17 protein-coding genes are annotated in these 19507 nt (G+C 68.6%); 4 read left to right on the forward strand and 13 right to left on the reverse strand.

The genetic code is table 11. From position 1 onward, the window contains the following. Window positions 1–9: 9 nt before the first annotated feature. From ALI144C_RS37460 to ALI144C_RS37480, 5 genes are all read right to left on the reverse strand, one after another. Window positions 10–1452 (reverse strand): NDP-hexose 2,3-dehydratase family protein, encoded by a 1443-nt coding sequence (locus ALI144C_RS37460; RefSeq protein WP_076991945.1) that lies wholly within the window; start codon window positions 1450–1452, stop codon window positions 10–12. A gap of 56 nt (window positions 1453–1508) precedes the next feature. Further along, the gene (locus tag ALI144C_RS37465; RefSeq protein WP_076991946.1) at window positions 1509–3254 is read right to left on the reverse strand and encodes a selenium-binding protein SBP56-related protein; all 1746 of its coding nucleotides are present in this window, start codon (window positions 3252–3254) and stop codon (window positions 1509–1511) included. 92 nt (window positions 3255–3346) lie between these two features. Beyond that, window positions 3347–4483 (reverse strand): nucleotide disphospho-sugar-binding domain-containing protein, encoded by a 1137-nt coding sequence (locus ALI144C_RS37470; protein WP_076991947.1) that lies wholly within the window; start codon window positions 4481–4483, stop codon window positions 3347–3349. Next, window positions 4483–5667, reverse strand: coding sequence for a nucleotide disphospho-sugar-binding domain-containing protein (locus tag ALI144C_RS37475; RefSeq protein ID WP_076991948.1), 1185 nt, complete (start codon window positions 5665–5667; stop codon window positions 4483–4485). Before ALI144C_RS37475 ends, ALI144C_RS37470 begins: the two co-directional genes overlap by 1 nt. Before the next feature lie 41 nt (window positions 5668–5708). Further along, window positions 5709–7034 carry a nucleotide sugar dehydrogenase gene (locus tag ALI144C_RS37480; protein WP_143231097.1) on the reverse strand — a complete coding sequence of 442 codons (1326 nt, stop codon included), beginning with the start codon at window positions 7032–7034 and terminating at the stop codon, window positions 5709–5711. 318 nt (window positions 7035–7352) lie between these two features. On the opposite strand from ALI144C_RS37480, the gene ALI144C_RS37485 reads away from it, so the two are divergent. From ALI144C_RS37485 to ALI144C_RS37495, 3 genes are read left to right on the forward strand one after another with little or no spacing between them, the layout of a single operon-like run. After that, entirely contained in the window at window positions 7353–8516 is a 1164-nt protein-coding gene (locus ALI144C_RS37485; RefSeq protein ID WP_076991949.1) for a DegT/DnrJ/EryC1/StrS family aminotransferase, read from the forward strand. Then, entirely contained in the window at window positions 8513–9271 is a 759-nt protein-coding gene (locus ALI144C_RS37490; RefSeq protein WP_237774499.1) for a class I SAM-dependent methyltransferase, read from the forward strand. The genes ALI144C_RS37485 and ALI144C_RS37490 overlap by 4 nt, the downstream gene beginning before the upstream one ends. Further along, window positions 9268–9987, forward strand: a complete 720-nt coding sequence (locus ALI144C_RS37495) for a class I SAM-dependent methyltransferase (RefSeq protein WP_076991950.1) — start codon at window positions 9268–9270, stop codon at window positions 9985–9987. Before ALI144C_RS37490 ends, ALI144C_RS37495 begins: the two co-directional genes overlap by 4 nt. Here the strand turns inward: ALI144C_RS37495 and ALI144C_RS37500 are convergent. After that, window positions 9981–10607, reverse strand: a complete 627-nt coding sequence (locus tag ALI144C_RS37500) for a dTDP-4-dehydrorhamnose 3,5-epimerase family protein (protein ID WP_076991951.1) — start codon at window positions 10605–10607, stop codon at window positions 9981–9983. The two genes, ALI144C_RS37495 and ALI144C_RS37500, sit on opposite strands and share 7 nt — an antisense overlap. Continuing rightward, window positions 10604–11164, reverse strand: coding sequence for a hypothetical protein (locus ALI144C_RS37505; protein ID WP_237774500.1), 561 nt, complete (start codon window positions 11162–11164; stop codon window positions 10604–10606). The genes ALI144C_RS37500 and ALI144C_RS37505 overlap by 4 nt, the downstream gene beginning before the upstream one ends. Before the next feature lie 160 nt (window positions 11165–11324). Between ALI144C_RS37505 and ALI144C_RS37510 the strand changes: the two genes are divergently transcribed. Then, a complete protein-coding gene (locus ALI144C_RS37510) occupies window positions 11325–12149 on the forward strand; it encodes an SAM-dependent methyltransferase (RefSeq protein WP_076991952.1) in 825 nt (274 codons plus the stop codon). Here the strand turns inward: ALI144C_RS37510 and ALI144C_RS37515 are convergent. Genes ALI144C_RS37515 through ALI144C_RS37540 form a run of 6 tightly spaced genes read right to left on the reverse strand, consistent with a single transcriptional unit; the run spans window position 12146 to window position 19354 of the window. Then, a complete protein-coding gene (locus ALI144C_RS37515) occupies window positions 12146–13102 on the reverse strand; it encodes an NAD-dependent epimerase/dehydratase family protein (RefSeq protein ID WP_076991953.1) in 957 nt (318 codons plus the stop codon). The two genes, ALI144C_RS37510 and ALI144C_RS37515, sit on opposite strands and share 4 nt — an antisense overlap. Window positions 13103–13132: 30 nt before the next feature. Further along, the gene (locus ALI144C_RS37520) at window positions 13133–14125 is read right to left on the reverse strand and encodes an aldo/keto reductase (protein ID WP_076991954.1); all 993 of its coding nucleotides are present in this window, start codon (window positions 14123–14125) and stop codon (window positions 13133–13135) included. A gap of 31 nt (window positions 14126–14156) precedes the next feature. Further along, a complete protein-coding gene (hypF, locus tag ALI144C_RS37525) occupies window positions 14157–16493 on the reverse strand; it encodes a carbamoyltransferase HypF (protein WP_076992069.1) in 2337 nt (778 codons plus the stop codon). Beyond that, window positions 16493–17506 carry a hydrogenase expression/formation protein HypE gene (hypE, locus tag ALI144C_RS37530; protein WP_076991955.1) on the reverse strand — a complete coding sequence of 338 codons (1014 nt, stop codon included), beginning with the start codon at window positions 17504–17506 and terminating at the stop codon, window positions 16493–16495. Before hypE ends, hypF begins: the two co-directional genes overlap by 1 nt. A 20-nt stretch (window positions 17507–17526) precedes the next feature. After that, window positions 17527–18111: a cysteine hydrolase family protein gene (locus ALI144C_RS37535; RefSeq protein WP_076991956.1), complete on the reverse strand. Its 585-nt coding sequence runs from the start codon at window positions 18109–18111 to the stop codon at window positions 17527–17529. Between the two features lie 10 nt (window positions 18112–18121). Next, complete coding sequence (locus ALI144C_RS37540; RefSeq protein WP_076991957.1) at window positions 18122–19354, reverse strand: class I SAM-dependent methyltransferase; 1233 nt, start codon at window positions 19352–19354, stop codon at window positions 18122–18124. Window positions 19355–19507: the final 153 nt, after the last annotated feature.

The following is a 19507-nucleotide window of genomic DNA, read 5'->3' on the forward strand; positions in this document are numbered from 1 at the left end:
GAATGGATGTCAGCGGCCGGGCGGCGGCGTGTGCAGGCTGCGCAGGCAGGCCAGCAGGCTGCGCGCCTGGACGTTCACGTAATGGCTGTGCCGCAGCAGATCCGCCAGCTGGTGCGGCGTCATCCAGCGGTAGTTCGGGTACTGGTCCTCCACGGCGGTGCCGAGATCCGTCTCCACGATGAGATAGCGGTTGCGGGCGTGGTAGAACCGGCCGCCTTCCTCCGACTGGACAGCGTCGAACCGGATCCGGTCCCCAGGGGCGTTGAGGACGTGGTCGAGTAGTGGCGGTCGAGCGCTCTCCGGCAGGTGCGCCAGGGTCGCCGGCGTGCACTGCAGGGTCGGCGCGAGCTCCGCGACGTCGACGTATCCGGGCTCGGCGCGCGCGTGCACGAGGACGTGCAGCACGCCGTCGATCCGGTGTACGAGAAACGCGACGACGCCCATGGCACGTGGTCGCAGAATCGGTTGTGACCACTGGCTCACCTCGCGCCCGACGGTCTCCACCCGCACCCCGATGACGTCGAAGAACCAGTCGCGCACATGGCGGACCCGGTCACCGTCGTTGTACCAGTGGGTGAGCAGGTCGAGCGGTACGCGGTCGGTGTGGATGTCCATGGCCGTGCGCACGTCGGTGATCCACTTCAGGATGTCGTCCATGTGGTGTCTGCTGCCGTGGCGTGCGTCGGTGGATCTGGCCAGCGCGGTGTGGAACTCGTCCACGCCCGGTCCGGCCGGGTCGACCTCGGTGAAGGGCAGGCAGGACAACACGGTCCGAGTGTCCATGTTGACCATGTCGGAAACGCTGAGCAGCCGGTGTACCTGGGCGAGGCTCAGCCAGCGGAACCCGTCGAGCACTTCGACGTCGTCGCTGGTCTCCGCCACCATGTTGCGGTTGCGCTTGCGGAAGAACCACGTGCCCTGTTCGGACTGCCGGACGTCGGTCACCAGCCGGTGGACCGGCGAGTCCTGGAAGTACTCCAGGTAGGGCACGGCACGGCCGCCATGTACCCGGGTGTAGTTGCTGCGGGTGGCCTGCACTGTGGGGGACAGCTGCAGCCCGTTGACGTTGCCCGGCTCGTTCTTGGCCTGCATCAGCACGTGCGGTACGCCGTCGAACTCCTTGGCCAGGATGCCGAGCGTGCCGATCTCCGGCTGGTCGATGATGGGCTGCTCCCAGCAGGGTACGGGCGCGCCGGGCAGGTCCACTCTCAGCCCGTGGATGGTGAAGAACTTGCCACTGCGATGGCGGATGTCACCGGTGTCCGGATCGGCGTACCAGTTGGGCAGACCGGTCAGCGGCGCGATGCTGACCGCCATCCGGGAACGTCGCGCGACGTCGGTGAGCCACGACTCGACCGGTTCCGCGGTGGTCCGCACCGATCGCGCGGACGAGGCGAATCGCGCTCCCGCGTCGCTGGGAAGCGCCGGGTGCGTTGTGGACGCATCGGACATTCGCGTGCCCCCTGATCACCGCGATACCTTCGAATCCTGTCGTTGTCGATGTGGAGTCACCGCACGTCGGCGTCCGCGACCGCGAACAGGACGCCGTGCGGCTTCGCGCCGCCCTTGGCGCCGTGCGGCCAGCGGGCACGGTCGAAGTCGACGCACGGTGTCCGCGAGTGCTGGTCGCCGAACGACCGGTCGAGCGACAGCGTGCCCCGGTGGGACACGTCGATCATGCACACCCGGTGGTCACCGTCGGCGCCTACGGCCGACACGAAGTAGTTCGCCGTCGCGAGCCGACGCACCTGGCTGGTCTCGTGGTACTTGCCGTCGGAACCGAGCCGGAAGTTGTCCAGCGCGCCCCAGTGCGGGCCGCCGCTCGTGGTGTCCCTGATCGGCAGCGCGTCAACCAGCTTCGGGCAGTCCGGTTCGCGGCCGCCCCTGGTGACCTCGCCGATCTCGTCGATGGTGCAGCGGGCGTTGCCGCCGGCTGCCAGCAACTGCTGGATGTCCAGCACGTAGACCATGCCGGTCTCGCGTTCGCGGGGCGAGCGCGGTCCGCCCTGCAGCACGATGTGGAACAGGAACCGGTCGTCCGGGCTGACCTGCAGCCAGCTGCCGCCGTCCGATTCGGACGTCGGGGTGTTCACGGGGAACAGCTTGCGGAACGCGGCCGCGTCGTCGAACACCTGCCGCCACCGCGGGTTCGCGGCCGTGATGTCCGGTGTGTAGTAGACGGCGCCGCCGCCCATGGTTCCGGCGAACGCGCCTTTGTTCCGGCGCTGGTTGGTGACGGTCACCTCCATCACCGCTCGTGGCTCTTCCCAGCGGGCATCGGGTTCCTGGCGCGGCCCGTCGGGCAACCGCGAGGTGGACACCAGTTTCGCGTCGCTGCGGTTGCTGATGTCGAAGGTGCGGACGGTGTCGCGGCCGATGTACGGGTCAGTCGGCGGGTGGGGAATCAGGTTGCGCACCTCGGCGAAGTCGCTGGTGATCGCGCGGCCGAGGTCCTCACGGACCTGGATGCCATGCGGGTTCGCGCAGGTGGCCCGCGGTAGTGCCGGGATGTTCGGGCAGACCTTGGGATCCTCGGACTCCCTGCTGGCCGCGGGCATCTCGGCGAGCACCTTGCCGTCCGGACCGATGTGGACGATCTCGCCGGGTGAACCGGCGAAACCGTTGCCGTCGCGCACCTCTCCGTTGGTGTAACGGCAGGGGCCGGTGACGTCCGGGCCGCCCATGTAGCTGGCGTACGCCGTGCCGTCCTTGAGCACCCAGTAGGCGTCCGGCGCGGATCCGCAGGGGGTGTCGGCGGGCAGCGTCACCCCGGCGAGCTTCACCTCGGGCAGCTTCGACACGTCGAACACGTAGGTGGTGTCCGACAACAGGCCGCCCGCGTAGACGCGCTGTCCTTTGTGCCACATGTACTGCATGTGGTGCGGCTCGTTGCCGAACGCGGAGTCGATGGTGACCGTGTTGACGACCTTGCCGTAGTGCCGCGAGTGCGGTGTGGCGTCGACGACCGCGAGGAAGTCCGGATCCGGCTTGGCTTCCTGCGCTGGGGCGGCGTCTCCGGCCCACACCAGCAGCCATTCCCGCTTCGGTCCCCGACTGTCCGTTCTCGACTCGGGAGTGAGGTGGTTGGTGACGGCGTAGCTCTTGCCGTCCGAACCGACGAGGCTCGAGCTGACCGTGACGATGCCCGGCTCGGCCGTGGCCGTGAACTCGGTGCCGGCCGAGACCACACCGGCGAGCAGGACGACTGCGAGGGGCACGGCGGCTGTGCGATGGCGCTTCACGGGAATGGGCATGGAGTCGTCTCCGAACTTCCAGCTTCGCGTCTGATCACTTCACTTATATATAGTCGCGCCCGGGAAGTCAACGGCGTCCCGTTTGTCCGGTGCTATCCGGCCAGGCCGGTCAGCGTCGGCACCACGTCCGCGGGGGAGGGCAGGCTCTCGATCTCGGTCCTGATCTCCGCGGCTGTGTCGCGCAACTGCCGGTCGGTCAGCAACTGGTGCAGCAGCGCGGCGTTCAGCTGGTCCTGGGCCGTCACCAGACCCGCGCCGCGTTTGCGTACGGCGGCGGCAGCGGTGACGCCGTGGTCCATGGTGTCCACCACCAGCAACTGGGGCGTTCCCGCGTCCATCGCGGTCATCGTCGTGCCACCGCCGCCGTGGTGCACGATCCCGGAACACGTCCGCAGCAAGGCGTCGAGCGGAGTCCACCCGGTCACCACCCGCACGTTGGGCGGGACGTCCCCGAGCGTCGACGGATCGGCGTCGCCAAGCAGGATCACGAACTCGGCGTCGACCTCCGGTGCCAGTGCGACCACGCGCTCGACCGGCGCGATGCCCTGGAACTGCGGGCCGGTCGTCCCCAGTGTCACCGCGATCCGGGGCCGCGGCCCCGGCACCGAGAGGTCATCGTCCAGCACCGCACCGCCGTTGTACGGGAGCTCTCGCATGAACGGTCCCTCGGGTGGGGCCCCCGCGAGCATGCTCGGCGGCACGTTCTCCAGCGCCAGCACCGGGTCGGGCAGTGCGTCGAGCCCATAGCGGTCCAGGTCCCCCAGGTGTTCGGCGGTCGCCGCGTGCATCCGGTTGGTTCGGAACGTGCCCAGGTTGCGTTGGACCGCCGGTACTCCGCAGGCCGCCGCGGCGATCAGGCCGAAGGTCGCGATGTGCTCGTGCACCACGATGTCCGGCTGCCACTCCTTGGCCACTGCCACGGTCCGCGCGACCAGGGGACGGTTGATCTCCGCGAACACCGGCGCCCACAGTGTCAGGTCCTGTTGCAGCGGCACCTGGGTGAACGTCTCCATCACCACCGGCCGTTCCTGGAAGGCCTTTCCGAGCACCTCCATCGCCTGGTAGCCCGGTGCCGCGTCCACGACGGGCAGGCCCGCGTCGCGGATTTTCGCGGTGTGCTCGGCGAACGCGAACAGCACCTCGTGCCCGGCGGCCCGCATCGCCCACGCCAGCGGCACGAGCGGGAAAGCGTGCCCGATCCCGGGGGTGGAGGTGAACAACACCCGCATCAGCGTGCCTCCAGTGCTTCGGAAATCCGCGTCACCGTCGCCGCGGGTGACGGCAGGCTCGCGTTCTCCGCGCGAACCTCCGTGGCCGCCTGGCGCAGCTGTGCGTCGGTCAGCAGCCGTTCCAGCATCTCTGCCTGCACGGTGTCCTCGGTGGTCACCAGGCCGATGCCGCGTTTGAGCACTGCACTGGCGGTCGACTCGTTGCCCTGCCCGGTCGGCGGGTGCACGAGGAGCTGCGGTATCCCGGCGTCGACCGCGATCATCGTGGTGCCGCCGCCGGGATGGACCACACCGGAACACGTGCGCAGCAACGAATCCAGCGGCGTCCACCCGATCGGCCGGACGTTCGGCGGCAGCGTGCCCAGTGGCTCGGGGTCCACGTCGCCGAGTGCGAGCACGAAGTCGGCGTCCACTTTGCTCGCCTCACTGATCAGCCGGTCGAGCGGCCCCAGACCCCAGTACCCCGCGAGCATCTCGCCGCTCTCCGTGGTGGCCGCCTCGGCGGAGAACGTCGGTTTGACGGTGCCCATGGTGATCGCGATGCACGGCCGTTCGCCGCGTTGCGGGACGCGGTCCAGCACGATGCCACCGTTGTACGGCACCTCCCGCATGAACCAGCCTTCCGGCTTGTCGAACGGCAGCATGCTGGGTGTCACGTGCTCGATCGTCGCCAACGGCTCGGGCAGGCGCGGCACGCCGTAGCGCTCACACATGTCCGGCAGGTGGTCGGCGGTGGCCTGGTGCATGGTGCCCGTCCGCACGATGCCCAGGTTGCGCTGGACCGCGGGAACCCCGTGCGCCGCGGCGGCCATCAGCGCGAACGTGGCCATCTGTTCGTAGACCACCAGATCCGGCTGCCAAGTCCGCACCAGGTCCATCGTGCGGTCCATCAGCGGACGGTTGGTGGCCGCGAACATCGCGGCCCACTCGGCCGGGTCGTCCCGCAACGGGTCGGCCCATCGCTCCGCGATCTCCGGGTTGTCCTCCAACGCTTTCTCGAGCACCGAGATCGTGTCGTAGCCCGGTGCCACGTCCACCACGGGCAGCCCGGTCGCCACGGCCTTGTCGGTGTGCTCGGCGACCGCGATCACCACCTCGTGCCCGGCCGCCCGGTAGGCCCAGGCGAGCGAGACGATGGGTAGCAGGTGCCCCAGAGCCGGAATACTCGCGAACAGTACGCGCATGACGCAGATTCCCTTCCTGCCGGTATCGTCACCGCCGTGTGTCACCGGCCGATGCCGCGGTAGTGGAAGCCGAGCTCACGCAGGCTCCGCACGACGGGGGCCGGGTAGTAGACCCGGCCGTCGAAGACCAGGCACGGCATCCGCGCCCGGGTCCGCAGCCAGGCGAAGTCGATGTCGTGGAACTGCCGGTGCCCGGCGAGGATCGCCACGGCGTCCGCGCCGTCGACCGCGTCGGCGAGACTGGCTCGCGGCGCCAGCCGGAACTCGGTGGCGACCTTGGCCGGATCGGCGAGCGGGTCGAACAACGCCACTTCGGTCCCGGCGCCGCGCAGGCTGTCCACCACGCCCCTGACCGGGGTTCCGCGGATGTCACCGGTGTCGTTCTTGAACGCCACGCCGAGCACCGCGACCTTGGCCGACGCCGGATCCTTGCCGAGTTTGACCAGCTCGTCCCGGATGAGCTGACCGGTGTACGCGGGCATCTCGTCGTTGACCCGCCGTGCTGTCTCGATCGTGCGCATGTCCAGACCGCTGTCCTTGGCCGCGCGCCACGCCATCCACGGGTCCTTGGTCAGGCATGACCCGCCCACGCCGACACTGGGCAGCAGGATGTTGACGTGCCGCTGGCCCTTGGGCAGCTCGTTGGCGGCGGCCAGGATGTCCAGCACGTCCACGTCGTAGCCCGCGCACAGCTGGGCGAGTTCGTTGGCGATCGCCACGTTCCCGTCGATCCACCAGTTCGTGGCCAGCTTGACCAGCTCGGCGGTGTCCGCGGTCGGCACGTGCCGGACCGGGACGCCCAGTGCGCGAGTCCAGAAACCGGCGGCCGCGGCCGAGCTGTCCGGCCCGCACCCGCCGACGACCACGGGCAGTTCGGCCAGCTGTGCCATCGCCTCGCCCTCGGCCAGCCGTTCCGGGCAGAACGCCAGCCCGTAGTCCACTTCGTGGGTCAGGCCGCTGTCGTCCAGCAGTGGAGCCACGAAGGTCCGGGTCGTGCCGGGGGACACCGTGCTCTTGAGGATCACCAGGTGGCCTGGGCGCAGGTGCGGTGCCAGCCTGCGGCACGCCTCCTCGAGCTGGCCGGTGACCAGCGCGCCGTACTCGTCGACCGGTGTGCCGACGGTGATCAGGACGACGTCCGCGTCCCGAACGGCCGCGTAGTCGCTGGTGCACGTCAACAGCGTGGTACCGGCCAGGTCCGCGAGCGCTTCGGCCAGTCCGGGCTCCGGGATGTCCCTCGTGCCGCGACGGACCTGGTCGATCACTGCCCGGTCGCTGTCGACCGCCACGACCGGCATGCCCCGACGCGCCAGCGTCACGCCAAGGCAGGTGCCGACGTAGCCGAAGCCGATGACAGCCACCCTCATGGAGTCCGTACCGGGAAGGAATCGCACGACAGCCTTTCCTTTCCGCGCCAGCCCGTCGCGCCGCATGGCGCCGGTGCCGTGGTGGACCGCACGAGAGGGTGGCGCGTTCACCGCCGCCCGTCCTGCGGGCCAACGAGCGGTCGTTAAATGTTTCTTTATGAAGTGTGGTCGCAGGTCGGGGGTGTCGTCGGGCCCCCAGGCCGTCATTACCTCCTTATCTTGCTCCTATCGGGTCGACAGGGCAAGCTGTGGTTGGCCGGGTTAGCGTGATCACGTTATAACTTATTAAAGTTTCATCCTCGCGATGAGGGGGTCGGAGTGATCAACATCTTCCAGCCGTCGCTCGGCGATGCCGAGCTTGCCGCTGTCGCGGAGGTCTTCCGCAGCAACTGGCTCGGCCGGGGCGCGCGCACCCAGGAGTTCGAGACCAGGTTCGCCAACCACCTCGGCGTCGGCGGTGAGCACGTCACTTCGGCCAATTCGTGCACCGAGGCGACCTTTCTCGCTGTCGAACTGGCGGGGGTGGGACCGGGGGACGAGGTCGTGTTGCCCGCGGTCAGCTTTGTCGGCGCAGCCAACGCGGTCGCGTCCGCCGGAGCGCGACCGGTGTTCTGCGACGTGGACCCGCGGACGCTCAACGTCCGCGTCACCGATCTGGAGAAGGCGCTCACCCCGCGGACAAAGGCGGTGCTCCTGCTGCACTACGGGGGCTACCCCGGCGAGGTCGAACAGATCGCCGAGGTGTGCGAGGACCGGGGCGTCCTGCTGATCGAGGACGCCGCGTGCGCCGTGGCGTCCAGTGTGGACGGGCGCGCGTGCGGGACCTTCGGTGACATGGGGGTGTGGAGCTTCGACCACGGCAAGGTCGTGGTCACCGTGGACGGCGGGATGTTCTACGCCAAGGACCCGGACATGGTCGCTGCGGCGGCCAAGCGACTCTACTTCGGCCTCGAGCAGTTCAGCGGCTTCTCCCAGGCGCAGCGCACCGACGCGCGCTGGTGGGACTTCGAGGTCTCCTCGTTCTCCCGGCGGTCGATCACCAACGACGTGCTTGCCGCGATCGGCTGCGTGCAGATGGACCGGCTGCCCGGCTTCCTGCGCAGACGACAGGAGATCGTCACCCGCTACCACAAGGACCTCGCCGACCTGCCCGGCGTGCTGCTGCCACCCCCGCTGCCGCCGGGCCACGTGAGCTCGAACTACCTGTACTGGCTCCAGATCGACGGCGGCATCCGGGACGTCGTGGCCAAGGACCTTTACGAGAACGGGATCTACACGACCTTCCGCTATCCGCTGCTGCACCGCGTGGCGGCCTACGGCGCCGGTGACGTGCGGCTGCCGAACGCCGAGCGCGCGGCGGAGATGACCCTGTGCCTGCCGTTGCACCAGGCGCTGACCGACGAGGACGTGGACCACACGATCTCGGTGCTGCACGACGCCGTCACCAGTCGCCTGGCCGGTGCCAGGAAGGCGCAGTCGTGACCGCCGACACGAGCACTGACCTGACCGTACACGAGAACGTCTACGGTCGGCAGCTCAGCGAGGTCTACGACCAGCTCTACCGCGGCCGGGGCAAGGACTTCGCCGATGAGGCGGCCAAGCTCGCCCGCGTTGTCAAGGAGCGGGACCCAGGGGCGGACTCCCTGCTGGACGTGGCCTGTGGAACCGCGGAGCACCTGCGGTACCTGCGACGCGAGTTCACCGACACGGCCGGACTCGAGCTCTCCCCGCAGATGCGGGCGATCGCCACCGCCAAGCTGCCCGGCGTGCCCATCCACGACGGCGACATGCGGGACTTCGACGTGGGGCGGACGTTCGACGCGGTCTGCTGCCTGTACAGCACGATCGGCTACATGTCCACAGTGGAGGAGCTTGGCTCGTCGATCGCGGCGATGACCCGGCACGTGCCGCGCGGCGGAGTGGTGGTCGTCGAACCCTGGTGGTTCCCCGAGCGGTTTCTCGACGGATACGTCGGCGAGGCCGTGGTCCGCGAAGGCGACCGGACGGTGGTGCGGGTGTCGCACTCGGTCCGGATCGACCAGGTCGTCCGCCAGGAGGCGCATTTCGTCGTGGCCGACCCGATGGGCATCCGGCATTTCGTGAACGTGCAGGTGCTGACCCTGTTCACGGAGGAGGAGTACCGCGCCGCGTTCGACCGCGCCGGGTGCGCCGTCGACTTCGTGACCGGTGACCGGTGCTGGTCGGAGCGAGGCCTGTTCGTCGGAGTCCGGAGGTGAGCCTCTCGTACGGCTCCGGCTTCGCGGAGATCTACGAGGTGGTGTACCGCGGTCGGGGCAAGGACTGGGCGGACGAGGCCAGGACTGTCGCCGAGATGGCCACGGCCCGGTTTCCGGCGGCGGCGACACTGCTGGACGTCGCCTGTGGTACCGGGGCCCACCTGGAGACCTTCCGCGACCTGTTCGACCACGTCGAAGGCGTGGACCGCGCCCCGGCGATGCGGGCGGTCGCCGAGGCGCGGCTGCCCGGCGTCCCCATCCACGACGGCGACATGCGGGACTTCGACCTCGGGCGGACGTTCGACGTCGTTTGCTGCATGTTCAACTCGATCGGCTACGTCGGTGGCCTGCCCAGCCTGCGCGCCGCCCTGTGCAGCATGGCGCGGCACCTGGTCCCTGGCGGTGTTCTGGTGGTCGAGCCGTGGTACTTCCCGGAAACCTTCGTCGACGGTCATGTCGCGGGGGATCTGGTCAACCAGGACGGACTGACGGTGGCCCGGGTGTCACACACCGTCCGGCACGATCGCACGACCACACTCGAGGTCCGGTTCCTGATCGGCGACCGCCACGGGATCCGTGACCTGAAACAGGTTTCCGTGCTCACGCTGTTCACCAAGGACGAGTACCTGACGGCGTTCGCGCAGGCAGGCTGCCCGGCGGCGTACATCGAAGGCGGGCTGGCCAACCGCGGCATGTTCGTCGGAGTCCGTCAGTAAGGGTGCCCACCCGCCGCGTACCTGGAAAGTCCTTCGTCGAGCCGTAGACACGCCTCGTACAACGGCAACCGGCCCGTGTCCCGCAACTCCGTCAGTGTGGGCGCGGCCCTGTCCCGTTCGGACAGGAGCATGCCCGGCCGGTCCGGGACGGGCAGCCCGAGCATCGGATCGAACACCGACACCGCCAGTTCGTAGCCGGTGTCGTATTTCTGGGAGAACAGGTACGAGATCACCGAATCCTCTTCCAGCGCCACGAAGGCGTGCCCGGTGCCGACGGGAGCGTAGACCGCGCGGCCGTTTCGGGCAGTCAGGTCGACGGTGTCCCAGCTGCCGAACGTGGGTGACCCCAGGCGGAGGTCCACGACGATGTCCAGGACTTTCCCGTGCGTGCAGTGCACGTACTTGGCGTTGCCCGGCGGGGTGGCCGTGAAGTGAACGCCGCGGATCACGTCTCGCCGCGACATGCTGTGCGTGATCTGCGCGATCGGGAACAGACCGCGCCCGGTCGCCGCGGCGAACGTGGACTCGTCGAACGGCGACACCACGAATCCGCGGTCGTCGGGGAAGCACTGCGACGTGAACTCGAACGCCCCGCGCACGGCCAGTTCGCGATACCTCATGCGTGGCGCACCGTGCAGGAGCAGACCGCGGTGTGCGGCTCGTCGGCCGGTGGTTTGCGGTGATACCACATGGCGACGACCATCGGCACGAAAACCAGTGCGTTGTAGAACATGTGCAGTTCGACTCGGGGGATCACCAGCTGCAACAGTGTCGTGGGCACCGAACTGTCCAGCAGCCTCGTTCCGGTTCCAGCCTGGACCAGCAACAGCAGGTGCTCGAAGTGGTGCCAGACCTGGATCCACATGGCCGCGGTCCACCACCGGCGCGATGTGCCGGTGAAGCCGGGGCGCAGCACGATCAGGCCGACCAGCATCACGATGGCGAAGCCGTAGTGCAACGCCTCGGTCCTGGTCAGCCACGGATACCACATCCCGAGGACGCCACCGGCGTCGGCGCGCTTCCAGTCCAGGAAGTACACCTGGACGACCTGCGCGATGTGCTCGACCCAGTGCAGCGTCACGATCAGCATGAACAGGGCGAGTGCGAGCTGATGCCACCGGGCGTTCATGGCCTCGCGCGCCGTCTGCCACCGGCCTAACCGGACCTGGGTGCTCATCATCACCTCCAAGATTGAAAATCTTGTAGCTTCGATGCTAGCTCTTGGTCCCGGTGCTTGAGAACACCCGCAGCACTGGAGGATGATCCTGATTGCGTGGTAGTCATAGGTAGCTACAGTTTTGTACTGTAGCCATCCGGTGAGAGGCGATGGGGTCATCATGAGCAAGCAGCTCAGCAACGTCACGTCCGACAGCGTTGGCGACTTCTACGACGACGTGGCCGGTCTGGTCGAGATCTTCGGCGGGAACCTCCACAACGGCTACTGGTACGACGACGCGGACACCACCCCGTGGCTGGAGGCCACCAACAGGCTCGCCGACATCGTCACCGGCAAGCTCGAAGCCCGCCCGGGGCAGCACGTGCTGGACGTCGGCTGTGGTGTCGGTGTCCCCGCGGTGCGCCTCGCCCAGCGGACCGACGCACGCGTCACCGGCATCACGGTCAGCGGCTGGCAGGTCAAGGAGGCGACCGCGCGTGCGAACTCGTCCGGTCTGCGTGGCCAGGTTCGGTTCGAGTACGGAAACGCCGAGTCGTTGCCCTACCCGGCGGACGAGTTCGACGCGGTGCTGGCGTTCGACTCGTTGCCGCACGCGGCGGATCGCGGCCTGTGGCTGCGGGAGATCGCACGGGTGCTGCGGCCCGGCGGCCGGTACGTGATCACCGAGTTCACTGCGGACGCGCCACTGACCGCGGACGACATCGAGGTGCTCAAGTTCGGCGAGATGTCCGCGCCGCTGCCGGTCTCCGGAGTGCTCGACACGGTCACCGCGGCGGGGCTCGTCGTGGACGAGTTCGTCAGCTGCGGCGACAAGATCAGGCGGACGTTCACCGAGTACTTCGCGCACGTGGCCCGGCGCCGGGAGGCGCTGGCGGACGCGCACGGCGCCGAGAAGGTGGCGATGTACGAGAACGGCATGCGACCGCTGTTCGACATCTGCCGCACCAAGATGGGGTACGTCATCGTGGCGGGCCACAGGCCCTAGGACGTCAGCGCCAGCCACCACCGTGCCCCCCGCGCCCATTCGATCGTGGTGGCGAGGCCTTCGGCCACCTCGGTCGTGGCCCGCCACCCCAGCACCGCCTTGGCCTTGCTGACATCCGGTACACGCCGCTCGATGTCCTCGTAGCGCTCGCCGAGTGTGTGCGCGGTGTCGACCGACGACACCGTTCCGCCGATCAGGTGCGTCGCGAGCCGCGCGATCTCGCCGATGCTGGTCTCCTGGTCGCTGCCGATGTTGAAGACCTGGCCGTCGGCTTCGGAGTTGTCGGCGAGGCACACGGTCGCCTCGATGGCGTCGGCGACGTAGGTGAAACACCGCGTCTGCCTGCCACCGTCGTAGACCAGCGCGGGTTTTCCGGTCAGCAGCCGGTGGATCGTCCGGCTGACGACGTACGCCGGCCGCTGGCGTGGCCCGTAGACGTTGAAGTACCGCACAGTCGACGCCCGCACGCCGTGCTGCCGGGCGAACCCGTACGTCATGTGCTCGACCACTGCCTTGCTTGACGAATAGGTCCAGCGGTCGGCGGTGGTGGAGCCCAGGACGCGGTCGGCGTCCTCGGCCCAGGGGATCGCCGGGTTGCGGCCGTACACCTCGCTGGTGCTCGCCATCACGACCTTGGCGCCCGTCGCGTGCACCGCGCGCAGGACGTTGCGTGATCCCAGCACGTTCACCTCGATCACGTCCAGCGGCCGGGCGAGGTAGCGGTCCACACCGACCATGGCCGACAGGTGGTAGACGGTGTCGGCGCTGTCGACCACTTCGGACACTCGCCGCTCGTCGAGGATGTCCGCCCGGACGTGTTCGGCGATCCCCTCGATGCCGGGCGGCAGGGGCGCCGGGTCGTAGACCACCACTCGGTGTCCGTCCCGGACGAGGCGTTCCACCAGGTGGCTGCCGATGAACCCGCATCCTCCGGTCACGACGGTGTGCGACATTCGTGCTCCCTTGTGCTCACGCGGGCCCGGTCAGCTCATCCACGCCCCCGGTGCGGGGCCGCCCGCGCCGATCGGGGGGAACATGATGTCCAATATCGACAGCTCGTCCTCGGTGAGGGTGATGTGCAGCGCGTTGATCGCGCCGTCGAGCTGCTCGGTGGTGCGGGGCCCGATGACCAGGCCGGTCACACCGGGGCGCGACAACGTCCACGCCATGCCCAGTTCGGCGGGGTGGCGCTCGCGTTCGGCGCAGAACCGCTCGTAGGCGGCGATCGTCTCGCGATGGTGGTGCAACGCGGCGGCGGCCCGGCCCTGTGCGGATTTGACGGCGGTTCCCTCGGTGAGCTTGCGCAGCACGCCGCCCAGCAGGCCACCGTGCAAAGGCGACCAGACCAGTACGCCGATCCCGTACGCCTGTGCGGCCGGAATGACCTCCAACTCGGTTTCCCGGGTGACGAGGTTCAGCACGCACTGCTCGGCGGCCAGGCCGAACCCGTCGCGGCGAATCGCGGCCTCCTGCGTCGCGGCGAGGTCCCACCCGGCGAAGTTCGACGAGCCCACATACCGGACTTTGCCCTGGCTCACCAGCTTGTCCATGGCCTGCCAGATCTCGTCGCGCGGTACCGCGCGATCCACGGTGTGCATCTGGTACAGGTCGATCCAGTCCGTGCCGAGCCTGCGCAGGGACGCGTCGCACGCGGCGACGATGTGCCGGGCGGACAAGCCCCGGTCCGTCGGGTCGTCGCTCATCGGATTGCCGACCTTGGTGGCGAGCAGCACCTCCGAGCGGCGGCCGACGAGCCACCGGCCGAGCATCTCCTCGGTGTATCCCTTGTGGACACGCCAGCCGTAGATGTTCGCCGTGTCCAGGAAGTTGATGCCCTGGGCCAGCGCGTGATCCATCAGCCGGTGCGCGGCGTCCTCCTCGACGCGGCCGCCGAAGCTCACGGTCCCCAGGCAGAGCCGGGGGATCTTGAGGCCGGTACGGCCAAGCGGTGTGTAGAACCCGTGGTCGTCGGCCATGGGCTCACCTCCCTTCGAGAGAGTCGGCTCGTCACGCAGGACGCACGTCCGCGGTTCTTGACTGCGAAGCCTCTTGTCCTGCGCGCAGATGCGCCGCGGCGACCATCGCCTGTCCCGCGGAGACACCGCCGTCCGTCGGTGGGATCCGGCTGTGGTGCAGCACTCGGAATCCCTCGGCGGTCAGCAGCTCTGTGGCGCTTACGGCCAGATACCGGTTGAGGAACACCCCTCCGCTGCAGACCACGGTCGCGAGTCCGGTGTCCCGGCGCATCCGGCAGCACACCTCCACGACGGCGGTGGCGAGGCTCTCGTGGAACCGCCTGCTCAGCTCCTGTGCGGGCACCTCGGTGACCTGTCCGGCGATGGCCCGGATCCACGGCCTGGTGTCCACCACGTGCTTGCCGTCCACCAGCGTCACCCGGACCGGCCACGGACCGGCCGGGTCGTGCCGTCCACCGAGCAGTTCTTCCAGGAGGATCGCGGCTTCCGCCTCGTAGCTGATCCGCGTGCAGACGCCGAGCAGCGCCGACACACCGTCGAACATGCGGCCCGCGCTCGACGTCACCGGCGCGTTGACGCCCTTGGCGCACATCGTGAGCAGCAGGTCCCGTTCCTCAGTCGGCCGGCCGGTGAGCACAGCGTGGTCGAGATCCCGCGCCTGCTCGCCGAAAGCCTCGAACAGCAGGGCAAGGGCGACCCGGTCGGTCTCCAGCACGGCCCGGTCACCGCCGGGCAGCCGGAACGGCCGCAGATGGCCAAGCCGGGAGAACCGCCGGTAGTCCCCGGCCAGGAACTCGCCGCCCCAGATCGTGCCGTCGGTGCCGAGACCGGTGCCGTCGAAGATCACGCCGAGCACGGGTTCGTCGAGGTTGTTGTCGAGCATGCACGAGGCCATGTGCGCGTGGTGGTGCTGGACGCCGATCCGCGGCAGGTCGAGGCAGCCGGCGTACCTGGTGCTGTAGAAGTCGGGATGCAGGTCGTGCGCGACCACGGCGGGTGTCATGTCGAACATGTGCCGCAGGTGCTCGACGCTTTCGACGAGGAAACGCCGGTTGCCCTCGGACTTCAGGTCACCGATGTGCTGCCCGAGGATCAGCCGGTCGCCCGAGGCGAGGCACGCGGTGTTCTTCAACTCCGGTCCGACCGCCAGTACGGCGGGCATCGGGAACGGGGGAGTGATCGGCCGCGGAACATGCCCACGGGCACGGCGGATGACCTGCTGCCGCGGGCCGGTGGCCAGCGGCAGCACCCGGGCGATCGAGTCGTCCACCCTGGCGTGGATCTCCCTGTTGTGTTCAAGGAAGGCGTCGCAGATGGTGCCGAGGTCACGCCGAGCCTGGTCGGCCGTGGTGGCCATGGGTTCGCCGGGCGCGTTGCCGCTCGTCGCCACCAGGACCGGGAACCCCGCCGAGAGCAGCAGGTGCTGCATCGGGGTCGACGGCAGCATCGCGCCGAGGGTGCCGAGCCCCGGCGCGACCTGTTCGGCGAGGCCGCTCGGTCGCAGCCTGGTCAGCAGGACGATCGGCCGTGCGGCGGACCGGAGCAGCTCCGCCTCGGCGGCCGAGACGTGGGCGTGTTGGCGTAGGGTCCCGACGTCGTCGGCGAGCACCGCGAACGGCTTGCCGCCCCGCTCCTTGCGGGCCCGCAGCCGTCCGACGGCCGCGTTGTCGGCGGCATTGACCATCAGCTGGTAGCCACCGTGTGCCTTCACGGCGATCGTGGCGCCCGCGCGGAGCAGTTCGGCCGCGGCGGGCAGGCAGTCGCCTTCGGCCAGCAGCTGTCCGTCCGTGGCGACGAGCCGAACTCGTGGCCCGCACACCGGACAGGCGTTGGGCTGTGCGTGGAACCGCCGGTCGGTGACCGTGTCGTATTCGGACTGGCACTGCGGACACATCCGGAAGTCGGCCATCGTGGTCGACTCCCGGTCGTACGGGATGTCGCGGATGATGCTGAACCGGGGGCCGCAGTCGGTGCAGTTGATCAACGGGTACCGGTAGCGGCGGTCGTCCGGGGTGAGCAGTTCCGCACGGCACGGGTCGCACACGTGTGTGTCCGCGGGAACCAGGGCCCGCCGGGGCCCGGTCGAGTCGCTGCGCTCGATCCGGAAGCCGCTGACCGGCTGGGTGATCTCCTCGTCGACGTACTCACACGTCTCGATGACAGCCAACGGAGGCGGGTGTTCCCGAAGCGCGCGGGTGAAGCCCTCGACAGCGGCCATCCGGCCTTCGACGCACACCACGGCTCCGCCGGTGCCGTTCTTCGTCCAGCCACCGAGCCCGTGCTCCCCGGCGACCCGGACGACGAACGGCCGGAACCCCACCCCCTGCACGATGCCCCGCACCGTGAGGGTCCTGCGTACGGAGGTCATCAGCACAGCCTGGGGAGTTGAGCGCCGTACAACAGGTCGACGGGGCTCGTTCTCCCGTTCGCGTCACGCATCCGGACGTGCCCGCCGCCCGCGGACACCGTGCCGACCACGGCAGTGTGCGCTGTCTCCGGATGTCCGCGCAGCACCTCGACGGCAGTGGACACACTCGCCTCGTCGGCGACGACGCACAACACTCCTTCGTTGGCCAGGTAGATCACGTCGACCCCCAGCATCTCGGCGGCCATCTTGGTCTCGTGCCGCACTGGCAACGCCTCCGCGTCGACGCACAGATCCACAGTGGACGCGGAGGCGAGTTCGTTGAGCACGGTTCCGAGGCCACCACGGGTCACGTCACGCACGCAGTGCACACCGTTACCACACGCGGCCAGGACGTCCGCCACGACGTGGTTGAGCGGCGCGCAGTCGCTGAGAACCCGTTTCTCGAACCCGAGGCCTTCCCGCAGCGACAGCAAGTGCACACTGTGGTCGCCGAGATGACCGGTGACGATGACGCGGTCGCCCGGCTTGAGCGACCGCGAGTTGAGGTCCGGTGTGCCCGGCTCGAACACGCCGACTCCGGTGGTGTTGAGGTAGATCCCGTCGGCCTGGCCCCTGTGCACCACCTTCGTGTCACCGGCCACTATGGACACACCGGCGGCCCTGGCGGTGTCCCGGACGCTGGTCAGGATCCGGACGAGGTCGGCGATGGGGAAGCCCTCCTCGATGATCATCGCGAGGGTCAGGTACATCGGCCTGGCACCGGACACCGCGAGGTCGTTCACGGTTCCGGCGACCGCGACCTTGCCGATGTCGCCGTTGCCGAAGAACACCGGGTCCACCACGAACGAGTCCGTGGTCACCGCGATCCGCCCGGTCGTGACCGGGACGGTGGCGCTGTCCTCCATCTGCCCGACGTACACCGCGCCGAGCGTCGTGGCCACCACACCGGTGATCAGCTCGTGGCTCAGCCCGCCGCCCGCGCCGTGGTCAAGGGTGATCTTGTCGCCGGTCATCCCGTCTCCTTCAGGCCTGTTCACGAGGCTGGCGCGGGCATGACCTCGGCGAGGGTGCCGTCCTTGACCCGCCGGACCACGTCGCTCATCGGCAGCACGGCCCCGCAGTACGAGCCGATCCAGTCCAGCGCTCGCTGGGTGTCCGCCGGACGTTCGGAGATCACACCCTCCTGGGGTACGCAGACGTTGTAGCCCCGGAAGTACGCGTCCGCGGCCGTGGTCTGCACACAGATCTGCGTGTGCATGCCCACCACGATCACGTCCTGCACGCCGGCGTCCCGCAGGATCCGGTCGAGGTCGGTCTCGAAGAACCCGCTTGCCTGGTGCTTGCACACGGTGACGTCCACGTCGGCCACGATGTCCGTGAGCACGGCACGACCAGGCGAGTCCGCGGTCGCGGGCAGCCAGCCGTCGTACCGCTCGGCCCTCGGATCCTCCGGGCGGTTGATCAGCTGCAGGTGTACGACGAGGACATCGAGCGACCGCAGGGTGTCCAGGAACTCCGCGAGCCGCGGCACCACCGAGTACACCACGTCGCGACGTTCCTCGCTCTTGTTGACCAAGTCGTACTGCAGGTCGTTGGTGAGTACCGCAACCTTCGGCATAGCAACGTCCTTACCGTCCGGCCGGTACATGTCGGACGACGCGCACCTCCGGAACATAGAGGATCCAACTGCCGCCGGCCTCGAGGAACGCCTGTTCCTTGGCGATGATCTCGTCGGCGTGGTTCCACGCGAACAACAGGGCGTAGTCGGGGTACGGGTCGCGGAACGCGTCCGGTGGGCGGACCGGGATGTGCGTCCCCGGCACCAGCCTGTGCTGTTTGGACGGAGTCGAGTCGCAGACGTACGGGACCAGGTCGGGACCGATGCCGCAGTAGTTGGTGACTGTGGTGACCTTCCCCGGCGCGCCGTAGCCGACCACCGTCCGGCCGTCCTGCTTCAGCTGCTCGAGCAGCCCGACGAGATCGTGCCGGATCCGTTCGACCGCGCTGCGGAACCGCCGGTAGGTGTCGGGCTTGGTGAGCTCCTCCTCCTGGGCGAGCAGGCTTCGCACGTTGGCCGTCCGGGCACGCTGCCCGGGTAGGGCAAGGGTGTAGCGCATGGAGCCGCCGTGCAGCGGCGTCGGCTCGGCGTCGATGAGTTCGAAGCCGAACCGCCGGGCCATGGACTGGACCGAGCGGACGGTGAAGAAGTAGAAGTGCTCGTCGTACAGCTGGTCGAAGGCCATGCCGTTGATCACGGTACCCAGGTACGGCTCCTCGAACACGAAGATGCCGCCGGGCTTGAGCAGCGCGGCGACTCCGCGCATGAGCGAGTCCGCGTAGGGGATGTGGCAGATCGTGTTGGCTGCGAAGATCACGTCGGCCGGGCCGTGCGTCGAGCGGATGCGGACCGCGGTCTCCTCTTCGAAGAACTCCCGGAGTACGTCGATTCCCTTGGCCGCGGCCAGTTCGGCCACACCGCCCGCGGGCTCGACGCCGAGGTGCCGCACGCCCGCCTTGGCGATCCTGGCCAGCATCACACCGTCGTTGCAGCCGATCTCGACAACGAAGGCGTCCTTTGTAGATAGTTCGCGGGCGAGGAAGTTGGTTGCCACACTGGTGAAGTGATCACGATGGGTGGCTGATCCGGAGGCTCGGTACGGATAGCCGTCGTGGTACTTGAGATCTCTGGGGACCTCCTCGAGAAGCTGCATCATCGAGCAGTCCCGGCAGGCGCCCATCGCGAGGCGGTAGAAGAACTCGTCCGTCGTCTGGTCAGGGCGGGGGAAGCTGTTGGCGAGTGGCTGCCGTCCCAGGTCGAGCAGCTCGTCGACCAAGCCTCCGCACAACCGGCAACCGAGCATGAAATTAACATAGTCAACTGGTCGCCTAGATGGCAAGATGTCAGCAAAGATGCAGCTAGCCGTTACTCTTACGCGTAACACCGTAAGTCGTTAGTTTAGTAAACGATAGTTATGTCCGAGGGTGGATCCCGGGTGTCTCGGTCGGCGCGGGGG

It is taken from the genome of Actinosynnema sp. ALI-1.44 (assembly GCF_001984155.1).
Taxonomy (GTDB): Bacteria; Actinomycetota; Actinomycetes; order Mycobacteriales; family Pseudonocardiaceae; genus Kibdelosporangium.